Source organism: Lysinibacillus sp. F12 (genome assembly GCF_057773605.1).
This window is the reverse complement of the sequence record NZ_JBYMLP010000001.1, coordinates 605441-621815: the sequence shown is the minus strand read 5'-3', so window position 1 is coordinate 621815 and position 16375 is coordinate 605441. Positions and strand designations below refer to the sequence as shown.

At 39.5% G+C, this 16375-nt stretch carries 17 protein-coding genes; all 17 read left to right on the top strand.

The features are described 5' to 3' along the window. Nucleotides 1-14 precede the first annotated feature (14 nt). Complete coding sequence (locus tag AC3CH7_RS03225; protein ID WP_012293618.1) at nucleotides 15-719, top strand: demethylmenaquinone methyltransferase; 705 nt, start codon at nucleotides 15-17, stop codon at nucleotides 717-719. 19 nt (nucleotides 720-738) lie between these two features. After that, nucleotides 739-1713, top strand: a complete 975-nt coding sequence (gene hepT, locus AC3CH7_RS03220) for a heptaprenyl diphosphate synthase component II (RefSeq protein ID WP_012293619.1) — start codon at nucleotides 739-741, stop codon at nucleotides 1711-1713. Between the two features lie 86 nt (nucleotides 1714-1799). Continuing rightward, a complete protein-coding gene (ndk, locus tag AC3CH7_RS03215) occupies nucleotides 1800-2216 on the top strand; it encodes a nucleoside-diphosphate kinase (RefSeq protein WP_012293620.1) in 417 nt (138 codons plus the stop codon). Nucleotides 2217-2492: 276 nt separating this feature from the next. Next, nucleotides 2493-3641, top strand: coding sequence for a thiolase family protein (locus tag AC3CH7_RS03210; RefSeq protein ID WP_036161172.1), 1149 nt, complete (start codon nucleotides 2493-2495; stop codon nucleotides 3639-3641). Nucleotides 3642-3656: 15 nt separating this feature from the next. Further along, complete coding sequence (locus AC3CH7_RS03205; RefSeq protein WP_012293640.1) at nucleotides 3657-4424, top strand: 3-hydroxyacyl-CoA dehydrogenase; 768 nt, start codon at nucleotides 3657-3659, stop codon at nucleotides 4422-4424. Nucleotides 4425-4493: 69 nt separating this feature from the next. After that, nucleotides 4494-6119: a long-chain fatty acid--CoA ligase gene (locus AC3CH7_RS03200; RefSeq protein ID WP_012293641.1), complete on the top strand. Its 1626-nt coding sequence runs from the start codon at nucleotides 4494-4496 to the stop codon at nucleotides 6117-6119. A 126-nt stretch (nucleotides 6120-6245) separates the two neighbouring features. Continuing rightward, nucleotides 6246-6476 (top strand): hypothetical protein, encoded by a 231-nt coding sequence (locus tag AC3CH7_RS03195; RefSeq protein ID WP_031417976.1) that lies wholly within the window; start codon nucleotides 6246-6248, stop codon nucleotides 6474-6476. Between the two features lie 84 nt (nucleotides 6477-6560). After that, nucleotides 6561-7337 (top strand): CheR family methyltransferase, encoded by a 777-nt coding sequence (locus tag AC3CH7_RS03190; RefSeq protein WP_031417978.1) that lies wholly within the window; start codon nucleotides 6561-6563, stop codon nucleotides 7335-7337. 298 nt (nucleotides 7338-7635) lie between these two features. Beyond that, on the top strand, nucleotides 7636-8817 hold the full coding sequence (gene aroC, locus AC3CH7_RS03185; RefSeq protein ID WP_012293643.1) for a chorismate synthase: 1182 nt from the start codon (nucleotides 7636-7638) through the stop codon (nucleotides 8815-8817). A gap of 3 nt (nucleotides 8818-8820) precedes the next feature. Next, on the top strand, nucleotides 8821-9912 hold the full coding sequence (gene aroB, locus AC3CH7_RS03180; protein WP_012293644.1) for a 3-dehydroquinate synthase: 1092 nt from the start codon (nucleotides 8821-8823) through the stop codon (nucleotides 9910-9912). Next, the gene (gene aroH, locus AC3CH7_RS03175; protein ID WP_012293645.1) at nucleotides 9909-10277 is read left to right on the top strand and encodes a chorismate mutase; all 369 of its coding nucleotides are present in this window, start codon (nucleotides 9909-9911) and stop codon (nucleotides 10275-10277) included. Before aroB ends, aroH begins: the two co-directional genes overlap by 4 nt. Nucleotides 10278-10295: 18 nt before the next feature. Next, the gene (gene hisC / locus AC3CH7_RS03170) at nucleotides 10296-11396 is read left to right on the top strand and encodes a histidinol-phosphate transaminase (protein WP_207889761.1); all 1101 of its coding nucleotides are present in this window, start codon (nucleotides 10296-10298) and stop codon (nucleotides 11394-11396) included. Further along, the gene (locus AC3CH7_RS03165) at nucleotides 11393-12490 is read left to right on the top strand and encodes a prephenate dehydrogenase (protein WP_012293647.1); all 1098 of its coding nucleotides are present in this window, start codon (nucleotides 11393-11395) and stop codon (nucleotides 12488-12490) included. Before hisC ends, AC3CH7_RS03165 begins: the two co-directional genes overlap by 4 nt. 58 nt (nucleotides 12491-12548) lie before the next feature. Then, nucleotides 12549-13835, top strand: a complete 1287-nt coding sequence (gene aroA / locus AC3CH7_RS03160; protein ID WP_031417983.1) for a 3-phosphoshikimate 1-carboxyvinyltransferase — start codon at nucleotides 12549-12551, stop codon at nucleotides 13833-13835. 96 nt (nucleotides 13836-13931) lie between these two features. Beyond that, nucleotides 13932-15200: a tetratricopeptide repeat protein gene (locus tag AC3CH7_RS03155; RefSeq protein WP_031417984.1), complete on the top strand. Its 1269-nt coding sequence runs from the start codon at nucleotides 13932-13934 to the stop codon at nucleotides 15198-15200. A gap of 14 nt (nucleotides 15201-15214) precedes the next feature. After that, nucleotides 15215-15772, top strand: coding sequence for a ReoY family proteolytic degradation factor (locus tag AC3CH7_RS03150; RefSeq protein ID WP_031417985.1), 558 nt, complete (start codon nucleotides 15215-15217; stop codon nucleotides 15770-15772). 141 nt (nucleotides 15773-15913) lie between these two features. Further along, nucleotides 15914-16363 (top strand): DUF2487 family protein, encoded by a 450-nt coding sequence (locus AC3CH7_RS03145; protein WP_031417986.1) that lies wholly within the window; start codon nucleotides 15914-15916, stop codon nucleotides 16361-16363. Nucleotides 16364-16375: the final 12 nt, after the last annotated feature.

Here is a 16375-nt window from a genome sequence, read left to right as displayed (position 1 = left end):
GAGAGGTTTTCAAAATGGCTAAAACGAAAGCAGAGCATGTTCATGAAGTATTTGAGAGTATCTCGGATAATTATGACAAAATGAACGGTGTTATTAGTTTCCAAATGCATATTGGTTGGCGTAACGATACCATGAAACACATGGCTGTCAAACCGGGATCAAAGGCATTGGATGTTTGCTGTGGTACAGCAGATTGGACGATCGCATTGGCTGAGGCAGTTGGAGAAAGTGGAGAAGTTAAAGGACTCGACTTTAGTCAAAACATGCTTAAAGTTGGCGAAAAAAAAGTACAACCATATCCGCAAATTGAATTGATTCATGGAAATGCTATGGAATTACCTTTTCCAGATGATACGTTTGATTATGTGACGATTGGTTTTGGTCTACGCAATGTACCAGATTATTTGCAAGTATTAAAGGAAATGCACCGTGTCGTAAAACCAGGTGGTATGGTTGTATGTTTAGAAACATCTCAATCTGAAATTCCTGGTTACCGTCAATTATTCCGTTTTTATTTTAAATATATAATGCCGATATTTGGTAAAATATTTGCGAAAAGTTACAAGGAGTATTCTTGGCTTCAAGAATCTGCGAATGATTTCCCAGGTATGAAAAAGTTAGCGGCATTGTTTGAGCAGGCAGGATTAGAAAAAGTAACGTACAAAGCATACAGTGGCGGGGCTGCGGCAATGCATATAGGCTTTAAAAAGATACGTTAATGGGGGAAGGTTTTCACACGTGGAAAAGATGAAGTTAAAACTACTCTATTCCGATTTGAAATCAGATATCGATATCATTGAACGAGAGTTAGAAAATGCGGTGGACTCATCTTCATATTTGATCAACGATGCTTCTCTCCATTTATTACAAGCTGGTGGCAAACGTATACGACCAATTTTTGTATTACTAGGTGCAAAATTTGGTGAATATGACATTGAGAAGATGAAGGATGTTGCAGTCCCTTTAGAACTCATTCATATGGCATCACTTGTCCATGATGATGTTATTGATGATTCCAATATGCGAAGAGGACGCCCAACTGTCAAAGCGCAATGGAATAACCGAGTAGCAATGTACACGGGCGATTTTATTTTTGCACGTGCTCTCGAATATATTACAAAATTAGAAGACCCACTAGTTCATCAAATTTTAGCACGTACCATGGTTGAGATTTGTAACGGTGAAGTTATTCAAATTGAAGATAAATTTAGACTAGATCAAGGTTTAAAAGATTATTTTAGAAGAATCAAACGCAAAACAGCTTTACTCATTTCCTCAAGTTGTGAGTTAGGGGCTGTGGCGGCAGGCGTTGATGCTAAAACTGTACGTCATTTAAAGCGCTTCGGCTACTTTGTGGGCATGAGCTTCCAAATTATCGACGATGTTTTAGATATAATGGCAACAGATAAGGAGCTAGGAAAGCCAGCGGGTAGTGATTTACTACAAGGCAATATTACCTTACCGATTCTCTTGTTAAAGGATGATCCGGAGATGCAGCCTTATTTAGTAAAAGTATTTGCCGGTACATTAACAGAAGTCGAACGTCAAAATATGTTGCACTATGTGCGTAAATCTCATGCAATTGAGCAAGCTAATCGTATGAGTGATAAATACTTGAAAAAAGCTTTACAAGAAATAGATGCCTTACCAAAACATCCCGTAAAGAAAAAGCTACGTGATGTCGCATTGTTTATGGGTAAGCGCAAATTCTAGCTTTTTGTTGTACAAAGTCGCGTTTTTTGTTAATATTTATCGGTAGGTGTAAAACCTGTTAGAAGAACTTAAGGAGTGTTTTAAACATGGCAATTGAACAAACTTTTTTAATGGTTAAGCCAGATGGCGTTGAGCGTCAAGTAGTTGGAGACATCGTTGATCGTTTTGAACGTCGCGGTTTTGTAATGAAAGGTGCTAAATTAATGGTAATTCCAAAAGAATTAGCAGAAAAGCACTATGCTGAACATGCTGAGCGTCCATTCTTTGGGGAACTAGTTGATTTCATCACTTCTGGTCCTGTATTCGCTATGGTATGGGAAGGCGAAAACGTAATTAAGCTTGCTCGTACAATGATGGGAGCAACTAAACCTGAGGAATCTAACCCAGGTACAATCCGTGGTGACTATGCAACAACGGTTTCTCACAACATCATCCACGGTTCTGACTCTCTTGCTTCTGCAGAGCGCGAAATCGCTTTATTCTTCGGTGAAGATTTAGTTTAATTTCGAATAGATTAGGCAATCTCAATATAATTGGGGTTGCTTTTTTTATTGCTTAAAAAATGGAGATGGATAGTATCGTGGAAATACGATAGTGGTAAAATGCATGCTCCTTCTTATTAGCTAAAATATTAATTTATTTCTAGAACCGTCTAGAATTGTTAAAAACTACTTACTCATGTACAATAAAAGATGTAATATTCTGATAATTAAATTAGGTATATATTAATAGTCTTGTCAATAAACTGTGAAGGATGACGAAGAAAAGGGGTAATGGAGATGAGAGAAGTGGTGATTGTTGCAGCTGTGCGAACGGCTGTGGGGCGAAGGAAGGGAGCATTAAGTCATGTTCGAGCGGATGATCTGGCAGCTGATGTGTTACAGGAGGCTGTACAAAGAGCAGGCATAACTAAAGAACAGGTGGATGATGTTATTTTAGGTTGCGTAACACAAACAGCAGAGCAAGGGGGAAATATTGCACGGACGGCCCTGTTAATGGCTGGATTTCCTGATAGTGTGCCAGGGGTGACCATCGATCGTCAATGTGGTTCGAGCCAGCAAGCTGTGCATTTCGCAGCACAAGCCATTTTAGCAGGAGATATGGATGTAGTTATTGCTGGCGGTGTGGAAAGTATGTCTAGGGTTTCTATGGGGACTAACATGCAAAATGCTCATTTAGGTAATCGCTTACAGGAAAATTATAATATTATACATCAGGGGCTATCAGCAGAAAAAATAGCCGAAAAATGGTCATTATCAAAAGAGCAGCTCAATAGTTATGCCTATGAGAGTCATCAACGCGCACTAGCAGCCATTGAAGCTGGGTATTTCAAAGATGAAATCCTACCAATTGAAGTAATCCAAGAAGATGATACTGTAACAACCGTTGGTAGGGATGAGGGTCCTCGGGCTGAAACTACTGTTGATATTTTAAATAGTTTAAAAACTGTTTTTCAAGAGGATGGCGTGATTACGGCTGGTAATGCGAGTCAGATGAGTGATGGGGCATCAGCAGTAGTGGTTATGGCTTTGGATAGAGCGCAGGAACTCGGTATTCAGCCACTCGCTAAAATTATTACAAGAGTTGTTGTGGGCTCTGACCCGACATTGATGTTAACAGGGCCAATCGAAGCGACTCGAAAGGCGTTAGAACGTTCTGGCCTGAAGATAGAGGATATTGATACCTATGAGGTCAATGAAGCCTTTGCACCTGTGCCACTTGTTTGGTTGCAGGAAATTGGTGGGGACCCAAAGAAACTCAATCCAGATGGAGGAGCGATTGCACTAGGACATCCATTAGGTGCTACCGGAACAAAATTGTTAACGACTTTGCTCTACCGCATGGAGCGAGAGAATTACCGATACGGCTTACTAGCTATTTGTGAAGGTATGGGGATGGCTAATGCTACGATTATTGAAAAAATGTAAGGGGGGATATGGGCAATGAGGAAGCATGATGTAGTAGCAGTAGTAACAGGTGGTGCATCGGGTTTAGGAGAGGCGACTGTTCGCCAAATCGTCGAACAAGGTGGCAAATCCATCATCTTTGATGTGAATGATGAACGTGGACAAGCTATAGTAGAGGAATTAGGGCAACATGCACTCTATGTACGAGTAGATGTTACAAAGGAAGAGGATGTAGCAACAGGTCTTGAGCAAGCCATAGCAGCATTTGGCCCTATTAATGTTGCAGTGAATTGTGCAGGAATTGCGGATGCGAGCAAAATAATTTCCAAGCGAGGTGTTCATGCACTTGGTTTATTCGAAAAAATAATAATGGTTAATTTAATTGGTACATTCAATGTCATCCGTCTAGTTGCTGAGAAAATGCAGCTAAATGAGCCAAATGACGATGGTCAGCGCGGCGTTATCATTAATACGGCATCCGTAGCAGCATTTGATGGCCAAATTGGACAGGCTGCCTATAGTGCATCAAAGGGTGGCGTAGCAGCGATGACACTACCAATTGCACGTGAGCTCGCCGCGTTTGGTGTGCGTGTGATGACTATTGCTCCTGGTTTAATTGAAACACCGATGTTTGCTTCTTTACCAGAACCTGCAAGGATGGCTCTTGCGCAAATGACACCATTCCCTAAACGGCTTGGCAAGCCGTCAGAATATGCACTTCTTGTAGAAAGCATTATCCAAAATGGTTTGTTAAATGGTGAGGTCATTCGCTTGGATGGAGCCATTCGTATGCAGCCTAAGTAAATCTTTTTATCTGTAGTGGCAGTCAGCCTCGGTTGTTTCAAAAATTTGTCAGCGAAGGGGAGCGGTAACATGCATATGATGGATACGCCTTTATTATTAACAAGTTTTTTGAATCGAGCAGAACGATTTTTTCAGTCAAAGAAAATATATTCGCGAACAAGTGCTACGACAATTCATGAATTTACGTATAAAGAATATGTCAAACGAACTCGTCAATTAGCGGATGCTCTCACAAAATTAGGTATGCAGCAGGGCACGAAGGTTGGGACATTTGCTTGGAATCATCATCGTCATTTAGAAGCCTATTTTGCTGTACCTTGTGCAGGAGCAGTTCTTCATATGATCAATATTCGGTTGGCACCTGAGCACATTATCTATGTCATTAATCATGCAGAGGATGAAATATTATTAATTGACGACAATTTAGTACCCCTTATTGCACCATTTGTTTCACAGCTGAAAACGGTTAAACACATTATCATTATGGGTGATGCTGTGGCACTGGAATCTATCCCCATTCCAAATGCTTTGTCCTATGAGGCATTAATTGCAGATGCTAATGAGCATTTCTCATTTCCAGATGATTTAGATGAGAATACACCTGCAGGTATGTGCTATACAAGTGCAACGACTGGTATGCCGAAAGGAGTAGTTTATACACATCGCAGTATTGTCCTTCACAGTTTAACTGCTGGGCTTGCAGATAGTATTGCTATTTGTGAATCAGATGTTGTACTACCTGTTGTACCAATGTTTCATGCTAATGCATGGGGATTCCCCTTTGCTAGTGTAGCCTTTGGTGCCACACAGGTATTACCTGGTCCAATGTTTACGCCACAGCTTTTACTTGAGCTTTTTGATGTGTACAAAGTAACCTTGACGGCAGGTGTACCCACTATTTGGCTGGGCGTTTTACAGGAGCAACGTCTAAACCCTCGTGACCTATCGTCTATGCGGTTAATTGTTTGTGGAGGTTCCGCCTCACCTATTGGTCTTGTAAAGGGCTTTGAGGAAGAGTTGAAGATTCCTTATATGACTGGGTACGGCATGACAGAAACCTCTCCACTTGTAAGCTTATCAACGTATTTAACCCATATGCAGGACTATACGGCTGATGAAAAAATGCATGTTCGCATTACCCAAGGGATGACAATGCCACTTCTTGAGACTCGTGTTGTTAATGAAAATGGAGAGGTGCCATGGGATGGTAAAACGATGGGAGAACTAACGATACGAGGTCCGTGGATTGCAAATGAGTACTATCAGGATGAGCGTACCGATGAAGCTTTTAAGGATGGTTGGCTTTATACAGGGGATATTGCGGTAATGACGCCGGATGGTTATATAAAAATTACGGATCGTACAAAGGATTTAATTAAGAGTGGCGGTGAATGGATTTCGTCAGTTGAGTTAGAAAATGCCTTGATGTCCCATCCAAAAGTCTTTGAAGCCGCTGTTATTGCCATCCCACATGAGAAATGGCTGGAACGCCCTTTGGCGTGCGTAGTGCCAAAGCCAGAATACAAAAATTCTATTTCTAAAGAGGAACTAATCGAAAACTTACAAGCGCAATTCCATAAAACATGGATACCAGATGATATTGTTTTCATTCAGGAGGTACCAAAAACATCTGTAGGTAAGTTTTTGAAGGCGAAATTGCGAGAAGATTTAAAACATTACCGTATACAAGTTTAGTCCTGTAGCTAGAATGAAGGTAGTGAAAAACTACCTTCATTTTTTAAATTGAAATAAATTTCTGGAAAGTGAAACTATTTTTTCTATTTTGCCGTATAATTTTAGAAACGAAAGGATGTGGATATATTGTCAATTGCCATTGTAGCGATTATTGGTGGGGTTATTATTTCTTTAGCAGGAATTTTTACAGATTCCCGTACAAGACAGCAAAAAATAAAATTAAAGGCTATCGAAAAAGAAGTAGAATTAGAAAAGCTGCGATTAGAAACCTATACAATTGAAACGGAAAAAATGCGCCTTGAATTAGAACAGTCGAAGGTGCTACTATTAGAGGAAAAACAAAACTCAAACAAGTAGACGAGTATACATGAGAAAGACTATTTCAGGATTGTCTCTTTTCAGCTATAATGGAACTACGACGCTAGAGGGGAAGATGACCATATGTCTGATTATGAACAGTTTATAGAAGGTATCAAGCGCAAAACAGGAATAGATTTAGCGTTATATAAAGAAGCGCAAATGAAAAGACGATTAACCTCACTTTATGAAAAAAAAGGTTATCGAAATTTTGTTGACTTTCTAAGGGCACTTGAACAAAATCGTGATTTAATGAATGAGTTTTTAGATCGTATGACGATTAATGTTTCTGAATTTTATCGTAATGGCAAGCGTTGGGAAGTATTGCAAAAGAAAATATTACCTAAGCTATTACAAACTAATAAGCGTTTAAAAATTTGGAGTGCTGCTTGTTCAACAGGAGAAGAGCCGTATTCATTAGTAATGGTCTTATCTCAATTAGTGCCTTTATCTCAAATTCAAATTATTGCTACTGATTTAGATGAAAATGTCATTCAAAAAGCGAAATTGGGTGTCTACCCAGAGCGCTCCTTAGCTGAAGTGCCAAATGACATTAAAGCTAAATGTTTTGAACAAGAAGGATCCTTCTACCGCGTGAAAGATGAGATTAAGCGTTGTGTGACCTTTAAAAAACAAAATTTGCTAAATGATACCTATGACAGCAATTATGATTTAATAGTTTGCCGCAATGTAATGATCTATTTTACGGAAGAAGCCAAAGATCAAATTTATAACGATTTTAGTAAAGCATTACGCAAGGATGGCATATTATTTGTAGGATCGACAGAGCAAATTTTTAATCCATCTCGTTACCAATTTGAAGTAGAGGACACATTCTTCTATCGGAAAAACAGTTTATAATATGAATGAAAAGCTTGTACAAATGACTGGTTTCATCATGTACATATAGTAACTAAAGCATTAACATAGATAATTCGTACGCTTTTCGCTTATCCTAAGCAAAGGCGTATTTTTTATAAATTTTAGCACTTCACTTCAGTAGTGTAGTAATGTTTTATGCAAGTCGTTCAGAATATTCGCATATAGGTTGTGTAAATAGTATGAACTTAAAAGACATTTGCAAAAGGACTGTTTTTTTAAAGAATATATGTTATAGTGAAAAATACATACTTTAGCGAGTTGAAGGGAGAAAGCGTTTATGCGTTACTTAACAGCGGGTGAGTCACACGGCCCCCAACTAACAACAATTATTGAAGGTTTACCATCACTCTTACCTATTACTGCAGAAAAAATTAATCACGATTTAAAGCGACGTCAAGGAGGTCATGGACGTGGACGACGCATGCAAATTGAAACAGATACAGTAGAGATTGTCGCAGGCGTTCGTCATGGACAAACACTTGGATCACCTGTCGCTCTAGTTGTAGCCAATGATGATTGGAAGCATTGGACGAAAATTATGGGTGCTGAGCCATTAGCAGAAGATGTAAATCCTGAGGATATCAAACGGCAAATTTCACGACCTCGTCCGGGCCATGCGGATTTAGTTGGAGGCATGAAATACGGACACCGTGATTTGCGAAATGTATTAGAGCGTTCTTCAGCTCGTGAAACAACTGTACGTGTAGCAGTCGGCTCTGTGGCAAAGGCTTTATTAAATGAATTAGGTATTTCTATTGTGGCGCATGTTACGGAGATTGTCGGAATTAAGGCTGATACCTCCTTAGTGGAAGGGAAAACAGTCGATGAAATTCGTGCCATTGTGGAAGCGGACCCTTGCTATTGTGTAGATCCAGTGGCATCTGCAAAGATGGTAGATGCGATTGATGAAGCAAAAAAAGCTGGGGATTCTATCGGTGGAGTTGTTGAAGTCATCGTAGAAGGTATGCCAGCAGGTATAGGGTCTTATGTACACTATGATCGTAAGCTCGATGCTAAGTTAGCGGCGGCAATGCTTTCTATTAATGCATTTAAAGGGGTAGAATTTGGGCTTGGTTTTGAGATGGCTCGTCGCAAAGGCTCTGAAGTTCATGATGAAATTATTTGGACGGAAGAAGAAGGCTATACTCGTGCGACCAATCGACTTGGTGGCTTAGAGGGTGGTATGTCTACGGGCATGCCAATTGTTGTACGAGGTGTAATGAAACCAATTCCAACATTATATAAACCATTACAAAGTGTGGATATTGAAACAAAAGAGCCGTTTAAAGCAAGTGTAGAGCGTTCGGACAGCTGTGCGGTACCAGCTGCATCAGTTGTAGCGGAGCATGTTATTGCCTGGGAAATAGCGACTGTTATTTTGGAACAATTCCATAGTGACCAATTACCACAATTAAAAGCTCAAATTGATGAACATCGTCAATATACGAAGGGGTTCTGATATATGCGTGTTCCAGTTGCAACAAAATCACATCATTATGAGGTTCTACTTGGCCATCGTTTTCTAACTGAAGCTATTCAAACATATGCGGATCAGCTAAATAAAGCAGATAAGTTTTTTGTCTTTACAGATGCTCATGTATGGGAGGCTCAGGGAGACTATTTCAAGGCAAATTTCCCATATGATTTTGAAGTATTTATCTTGCCTGGTGGCGAAGCATGCAAAACCTTTGAGCAATATTATGCAGCTCAAACTTTTTTACTTGAGCAAAAATGTTCTCGGAAATCATTTGTTTTTGCTTTTGGTGGAGGGGCTGTTGGTGATTTAACGGGATTTGTTGCAGCAACCTATATGCGCGGAATTCCGTTTATTCAAATTCCAACAACTATTTTGGCGCATGATTCAGCCGTAGGTGGTAAGACGGCTATTAACCATCCATTAGGAAAAAATATGATTGGCGCATTTTATCAGCCGGAAGGTGTTATTTACGATACAGTTTTTTCTGAAACCCTACCTGTACGCGAAATTCGTTCAGGAACAGCTGAGTTAATCAAACATGCGATGATTTCTGATTCAGCATGGTTAGAGGAATTAATGGCAGCAGATTCCGTGATGCATTTTAATCAGCAGGAATTAGCGATGCAGCTAAAAAAGGGAATTGAGGTTAAAGCAAAAATTGTCGCAGAGGATGAAACAGAGCAATCTGTTCGAAAGTTTTTAAATTTGGGCCATACATATGGACATGCGATTGAAGCGGCTGCAGGCTACGGCAAAGTCGCTCATGGTGAGGCAGTCATGATTGGTCTTGTGTATTGCTTATTATTGAGTGAACGTTATGGGGAGCTCAATCGTCCATTTACTAAAGCATTTTTACAATTTGCAGTTAAAAATGGCTATCCTTTTGAGGCAGTAAATGACTATACATTCGAACAATTAACAAGTTATTTAATGAAAGATAAAAAGACAGAGTATGGAATTTTGCAATTTGTTTTGTTAGAAAAAATCGGTAAACCGTTTGTGCGGGCAATTGATTTAAAAGAATGCAAAGAAGTAGATGCCGAATATAGAGAGTTATTAGCGGAGGTGCTTGTATGATTCGTGGACTTAGAGGAGCAATTACAATTGAATCTGACAAGCCAGAGCTTGTATGGGATGAGACAGCAAGATTAGTGCGTGAGGTTGTGGCAGCAAATAATGTAGAAATAGATGATATTGCTTCCATTTTGATTTCTACTACGCCTGATATTACCTCAGCATTTCCTGCTCGGGCAGTCCGATTGATGGAAGGGTGGCAATATGTTCCAGTGATGTGTACACATGAAATGGATGTACCGAATGCCCTACCATTATGTATTCGAGTATTAATTCATGCGAATATAGAGGTAGCCCAAAAAGATGTTAAGCACTTGTATCTCAATGATGCAGTGAAATTAAGACCAGATTTAGCACAAGCTAAATAAGTAGAGGAGATGTTTTAGATGAAGTGGAAACAACAATTGGACGGTATGCAAGCGTATAAACCAGGAAAACCAATTGAAGAAGTGCAACGTGAATATGGCTTAAAAGAAGTTATTAAATTGGCATCTAATGAAAATCCATTTGGATGCTCACCTAAGGTGACAGCTTATTTACAAAATAATGCAGTGAATCATGCTCTTTATCCAGATGGCTATGCACAAAATTTACGTACAGCTGTTGCAAATCATCTAGGTGTTCAAGAGACACAGCTTCTATTTGGTAACGGCTCTGACGATATCATTGCTATTATTACTCGTGCTTCGTTGTATCCAGGGGTAAATACCATTATGGCTGACCTATCCTTCTCCCAATACTGGCATAATGCTGAAATTGAAGGTGCTGAAATCCGTAAAATTCCTTGTGTGGAGGGTGCACATGATTTAGAGGCGATGGCTGCTGCGATTGATGATCAAACAGCCGTTATATGGGTATGTAGTCCGAATAATCCTACTGGTGTGGTCATTCCAGATACGGCTTTACGTGCCTTCCTTGCCAAAGTACCAAACGATGTACTTGTCGTACTTGATGAAGCGTACATTGAATACGTGACACATCCTGAACATAAGGATACTCTACCAATCATCGACCAATATCCAAATGTTCTTTTATTACGTACATTCTCTAAGGCATATGGTTTAGCATCGTTCCGAGTTGGCTATGCGATTGGCCAACCAACTATTATTGAAAAGCTTGATCCGGTCAGAGGTCCATTTAATAATACAAGTCTAAGCCAAGCCGTAGCTGCTATTGCACTTAGTGATCAGGAATATATAGAAGCATGTCGTGAAGCGAATGAACATGGTAAAAAACAATATGTTGAATTCTGTGAAAAACATAATCTAAAATACTTCCCATCTGATACGAACTTTATTTTCTTTGATACAAAGGCTGATAGTGATGTCATTTTCCAAGAGCTTATGAAAAAGGGCTTTATTGTGCGCAGTGGTAATGCTTTAGGATTACCAGGATTTATCCGTGTCACAATCGGTACCGAAGCCCAAAATGCAGCATTGCTAGTTCAACTTGACAATGTATTAAAAGAGCAAGGAGTATTTGCATGACACGCAATGTGCTCGTTATTGGGCTAGGATTAATCGGTGGTTCTATCGCCCTTGCTTTACAGAAGGCACCAGATACAAAGATTATTGGTTATGACATGGATGCTCAAACACGTGAGCATGCACAAGCATTAAATATTGTACATGACACTGTGACGGATCCACAGGCAATTGCAGCGGATGTCGATATTATTATTTTCGGTACACCAGTTAATGCAACGCTTGAATGGATGGAGCAATTAAAATCATGGCCATTAAAAAATAAAGTCATTGTAACAGATACAGGAAGTACAAAAAAATTAATTATGCAAAAAGCTGGTGAATTACGTGAACTGGGCATTACGTTTATTGGTGGACATCCAATGGCAGGTTCACACAAAAGTGGCGTATTAGCTGCAAAGGCGCATCTTTTTGAAAATGCCTACTATATGCTTACACCGCTCGCTGGTGAAGAAATTGTTCATATGGCACAGCTAGAAAGTCTATTAAAATTTACGCATGCAAAGGTGGTAAGTGTTTCTGCAAGTGAGCATGACCATATGACAGCTGTGGTGAGCCATTTCCCTCATGTTATTGCAGCTTCTCTTGTGCATCAATTAGGAGGAGAGAATGGGGAATATCCTATGACTCGCTCTCTTGCAGCAGGAGGCTTCCGTGATGTGACGCGTATAGCCTCTTCCAACCCGGTTTTATGGCGAGACATCACTTTACAAAATCGTGATGAGTTACTTACTCAGCTAGAAGGCTGGGAAAAAGAAATGGGCCGTATTAAGGATTTGCTGACGAATGGTACCTCTCGAGATATTGAAGACTATTTTTCTATTGCCAAAGAACTGAGAGATGAATTACCAATTAGCGCAGGAGCAATGTATACAGCGTTTGACTTATACGTAGATGTTCCAGACTATCCAGGTGTCATTTCCGAGGTAACAGGTTTGCTAGCTGATGAGGCAATAAGTATTACGAATTTAAGAATTGTCGAATCGAGGGAGGATGTTTTCGGTATTTTGGTCATTAGTTTCCAAAGTGAAAATGACCGCGAACGTGCAGCAGCGTGTATACAAAAACGTGCGAAATTTGAAACATATATTTCATAAAAAAAGAAAGCGTCGGGATTACGGCGCTTTCTGTCTTCATATTGGAGGGAGTAAATTAATGAGTGAAAAAGTTTTACAATACAATAAGCCATCTTTACAGGGATCACTAACTGTTCCAGGCGATAAATCGGTCTCTCACCGTTCTGTGATGTTTGGTTCCATTGCGACTGGAACAACAACAGTAGAAGGTTTTTTACTTGGGGAAGATTGTTTAAGTACCATTGATTGCTTCCAGAAGCTTGGTGTGCATATTGAGGTGGAAGGAACGAGTGTAAAGATAGAGAGTCCAGGGATGGATAGTTGGCAGGAGCCTACAGAGGTGTTGTACACAGGTAACTCTGGTACAACAACGCGCTTAATGCTCGGAATTTTAGCAGGATCTTCAGTTCATTCAGTCATGACGGGGGATGCCTCTATTGGCAAGCGACCAATGCGACGTGTTATTGATCCACTGCGTCAAATGGGAGCCCATATTACGGGACGTGCAGACGGTCAATATACACCATTAGCCATTCAAGGTACAAAACTCCAGGCCATTGAATACAACATGCCAGTAGCTAGTGCACAAGTTAAATCTGCTATATTACTTGCAGGCTTGCGTGCTGAGGGAACAACGATAGTTAGAGAAACAGAAGTGTCAAGAGATCACACTGAACGAATGCTCCGTCAGTTTGGTGCCGATGTCGAAGTGAAGGATGGGGTTGTTTCATTAGAGGGTGGACAAGCTTTAAGTGGGACTCATGTTTCTGTACCAGGGGACATCTCATCTGCAGCCTTTTTCTTAGTGGCGGGGGCAATCTGTCATAATAGTCAATTAACACTTGAAAATGTTGGCGTTAATCCAACACGTGATGGAATTATCGAGGTCCTTTCTAAAATGGGTGCAACCATGACAGTGATGCCAAATGACGATAGTCAAGCTGAACCAACAGCAACTATTCAAATCCAAACATCTACTTTATCTGGTACAACAATCGAGGGAGACATGATTCCTCGTTTAATTGATGAAATACCAATCCTTGCTTTACTTGCTACACAGGCACATGGTCAAACCATTATTAAAGATGCCGAGGAGTTAAAAGTAAAGGAAACAGACCGTATTACAGCGGTTGTAGCTGAATTAAAAAAGCTGGGTGCTAACATCGAAGCAACAAATGATGGTATGATTATTGAAGGGCCAACACCATTAAAGGGTGCAAGTCTCAAAACATATGGCGATCATCGAATTGGAATGATGGGTGCTGTGGCTGCTTTAATGACCGAAGGACCAGTCACTTTAGATGATGCACAGTGTATCGCTGTATCCTATCCATCATTCTTTGAACATATTGAGGCAGTAAGGTAACAATTGAAGATTGACTCTCCAAGCTTTTGGGGAGTTTTTTCTTGTTTCGGTGGTAAATGTTTTGTAGCATAAAGGTATCAAAGAAAGAATAGGTGAATGACTGTGAACAATGCGATGACTGAAATGATGCAAGCACTTGAACAGGGAGACTTAGCATTAATAGATCAGCTACTTGAAACATTTTTAGTGAAGGAGCTACCCGAGGAAATTTACGCACTTTCAGAAATTTTTATGCAATATGGGTACATGAAAGAAGCTGACCGCGTACTGGAGCATTTACAATTCTTATTCCCAGAAGAGGCACAGTTAAAAATAGATCGTGCAAATGTATTAATGGAGCTTGGTGATGAAGATGAGGCATTAAATTTATTGCTTGAAATCGAAGAAGGCTCACCAGAATATCCACAAGCATTATTAGTTTTAGCGGATTATTATCAAATGCAGGGGTTATTTGAGGTAGCAGAAAAACGTATAAATGAAGCACTAGCAATTTTGCCAGACGAGCCATTACTTCATTTTGCCAAAGCCGAACTGTTATTTGAAACAGGTCGTTTTTTGGAAGCCGCAAGATTGTATGAAGAATTAAATGAGCAACAAGAAGAATTTGCTGGTATTCATCTTGTGGAACGATTAGCGGAGGTTTATCGTGCCGGGGCTGCCTACGAAACAGCATTGGATTATTATTTAAAGGCACTTGAAGATGAGGTGAAACCAGATATTTTATTTGGTGCTGCGTATTCAGCCTTCCAATCCCAAAAATACGAGATGGCTATTAAACAATTAGAGGAATTGAAAGAGTTAGATCCTGATTACTTCTCGGCTTACTTATTGCTGGCAGAAAGCTATGCGATGACAGAGGAAAATCAAAAAGCCTATACGGCGATCCAAGAGGGATTAAAACGCGATGAATATGATAAAACGCTCTATTTATTTGCTGGAAAAATGGCCTTGAAAAATAGTTTACCAGTAGAAGCTGAGCAATATTTACGAGAAGCAATAGCATTAGACCCTGAGTATATGGAAGCCGTGTTAGCACTTATTTCTGTTTTAGGACAACAGGAACGGAATGAAGATGTTATCGAATTATTTGAGACTCTACAGCAAAATGATTTTGAATGGAGCACGTTATATCCATTTGCTGCAGAGGCATATGAAAATTTAGAATTGTACGACCGTGCATACGAATTTTACCGTTTGGCATATAATGATTTTAAGGAAGACGCAACATTTTTAGAAAAATATGTGTACTTTTTATTAGAGGAAGGTAAACGTTCAGAAGCGAAAGTGGTTCTTGAACAATTAATTAACATTCAACCAGGTGAACCAGAATGGCAAGAGAAGTTAGAAGCCTTAGAATTTGAGTAAAGGAGGGAGTGGGTATGACTGCTTCTGTATCAGTTGTTGATAAAAAAGCATTTGTTCGATGGTTTTTAAAAAATTATCAATTGAAACGTCGTGAGTGTGTGTGGATTTTAAATTACTTACTTAGTAATGATGACTTATTAAAACGAATCCGATTTGTGGAAGAAGCTCACTATTGTCCTAGAGCAATGGTGATGTCTACGGTTGATTCAACAGGTGTGCCTTTTCGTTTCTATAAAGGCAATGTAATGACAGCAGACGCTGAAAAGTCTTTCCATGATTTACGCTTACACGAGCAAGAAGATATGTATATACAATTGAATTTTCCAAATATACCACCAAGTGCACAATACTTAGCAGTTTTAGAAGAAAACCCTTATATGCCAGAGACACTGTTAGTTAGTGAAAAAGATCGTTTACTGGCAGAAGAACTGCTTTCCAATAGCTTACTCGTATTCCAAGAAGAAAAATTACTTGCACAAATTGATGATGCCCTCGATCAGGGAGATGAAGAACGTTTTTATGAATTGTCTAATTTGTTACAAGCATTAAAGGAAACGGCTAATTTACCTTAGTTATAGGTAAAAATTGAATGTCCTTTACCCACTTCAATATGGTAACATTACTAGTGAATGATTGTTTTCACTTTTAATTGGGTATCCTATTTGAAGAGTGGAAAAGGGCATTTTTATTATGTGATAAAGGAGGTTTGTTGAATGTACTTTAATGCAAACGATGTGACATCATTTTTGGGACAGAAGGATTTCATCGATACTGCGATTGTTCCGCTCATATCCATCGATTTAGCTTCTGAGAAAATGAAACAAAGTGGCGCTGAGGTAGATTTTCTAATGTCTTTAACTTCTTTCATAGAACAACAGTTTAAAGGCCGTTTACTAGTCATGCCACCTTTTTCTTATATGGCTTCTTTAAAAAACGAAGAATTACCGAAGCAATTTGAAACACAATTACATAATGCTGGCTTTAAGCATGTGTTCTTCATTACTTGTGATCACTCTTGGACAAATATTGGAGATATAGTAAATATTATTTGGTTACCAGCAATTCCATTAGAAAGCATGGACGCAGGTGTGAAAAAATCAATTCTCGAAGATCAATTACGGCAAGTGGTTCCGATGCTTTCGACCAAATGGGCACAGATTTAACAATTAGTTTCA

What these genes read in the sequence shown, in the direction of transcription:
- AC3CH7_RS03225 (WP_012293618.1), top strand. Translation starts at nt 15, where the DNA reads ATGGCTAAAACGAAAGCAGAGCATGTTCATGAAGTATTTGAGAGTATC.
- ndk (WP_012293620.1), top strand. Translation starts at nt 1,800, where the DNA reads ATGGCAATTGAACAAACTTTTTTAATGGTTAAGCCAGATGGCGTTGAG.
- AC3CH7_RS03210 (WP_036161172.1), top strand. Translation starts at nt 2,493, where the DNA reads ATGAGAGAAGTGGTGATTGTTGCAGCTGTGCGAACGGCTGTGGGGCGA.
- AC3CH7_RS03205 (WP_012293640.1), top strand. Translation starts at nt 3,657, where the DNA reads ATGAGGAAGCATGATGTAGTAGCAGTAGTAACAGGTGGTGCATCGGGT.
- AC3CH7_RS03200 (WP_012293641.1), top strand. Translation starts at nt 4,494, where the DNA reads ATGCATATGATGGATACGCCTTTATTATTAACAAGTTTTTTGAATCGA.
- AC3CH7_RS03190 (WP_031417978.1), top strand. Translation starts at nt 6,561, where the DNA reads ATGTCTGATTATGAACAGTTTATAGAAGGTATCAAGCGCAAAACAGGA.
- aroC (WP_012293643.1), top strand. Translation starts at nt 7,636, where the DNA reads ATGCGTTACTTAACAGCGGGTGAGTCACACGGCCCCCAACTAACAACA.
- aroB (WP_012293644.1), top strand. Translation starts at nt 8,821, where the DNA reads ATGCGTGTTCCAGTTGCAACAAAATCACATCATTATGAGGTTCTACTT.
- aroH (WP_012293645.1), top strand. Translation starts at nt 9,909, where the DNA reads ATGATTCGTGGACTTAGAGGAGCAATTACAATTGAATCTGACAAGCCA.
- hisC (WP_207889761.1), top strand. Translation starts at nt 10,296, where the DNA reads ATGAAGTGGAAACAACAATTGGACGGTATGCAAGCGTATAAACCAGGA.
- AC3CH7_RS03165 (WP_012293647.1), top strand. Translation starts at nt 11,393, where the DNA reads ATGACACGCAATGTGCTCGTTATTGGGCTAGGATTAATCGGTGGTTCT.
- aroA (WP_031417983.1), top strand. Translation starts at nt 12,549, where the DNA reads ATGAGTGAAAAAGTTTTACAATACAATAAGCCATCTTTACAGGGATCA.
- AC3CH7_RS03155 (WP_031417984.1), top strand. Translation starts at nt 13,932, where the DNA reads ATGACTGTGAACAATGCGATGACTGAAATGATGCAAGCACTTGAACAG.
- AC3CH7_RS03150 (WP_031417985.1), top strand. Translation starts at nt 15,215, where the DNA reads ATGACTGCTTCTGTATCAGTTGTTGATAAAAAAGCATTTGTTCGATGG.
- AC3CH7_RS03145 (WP_031417986.1), top strand. Translation starts at nt 15,914, where the DNA reads ATGTACTTTAATGCAAACGATGTGACATCATTTTTGGGACAGAAGGAT.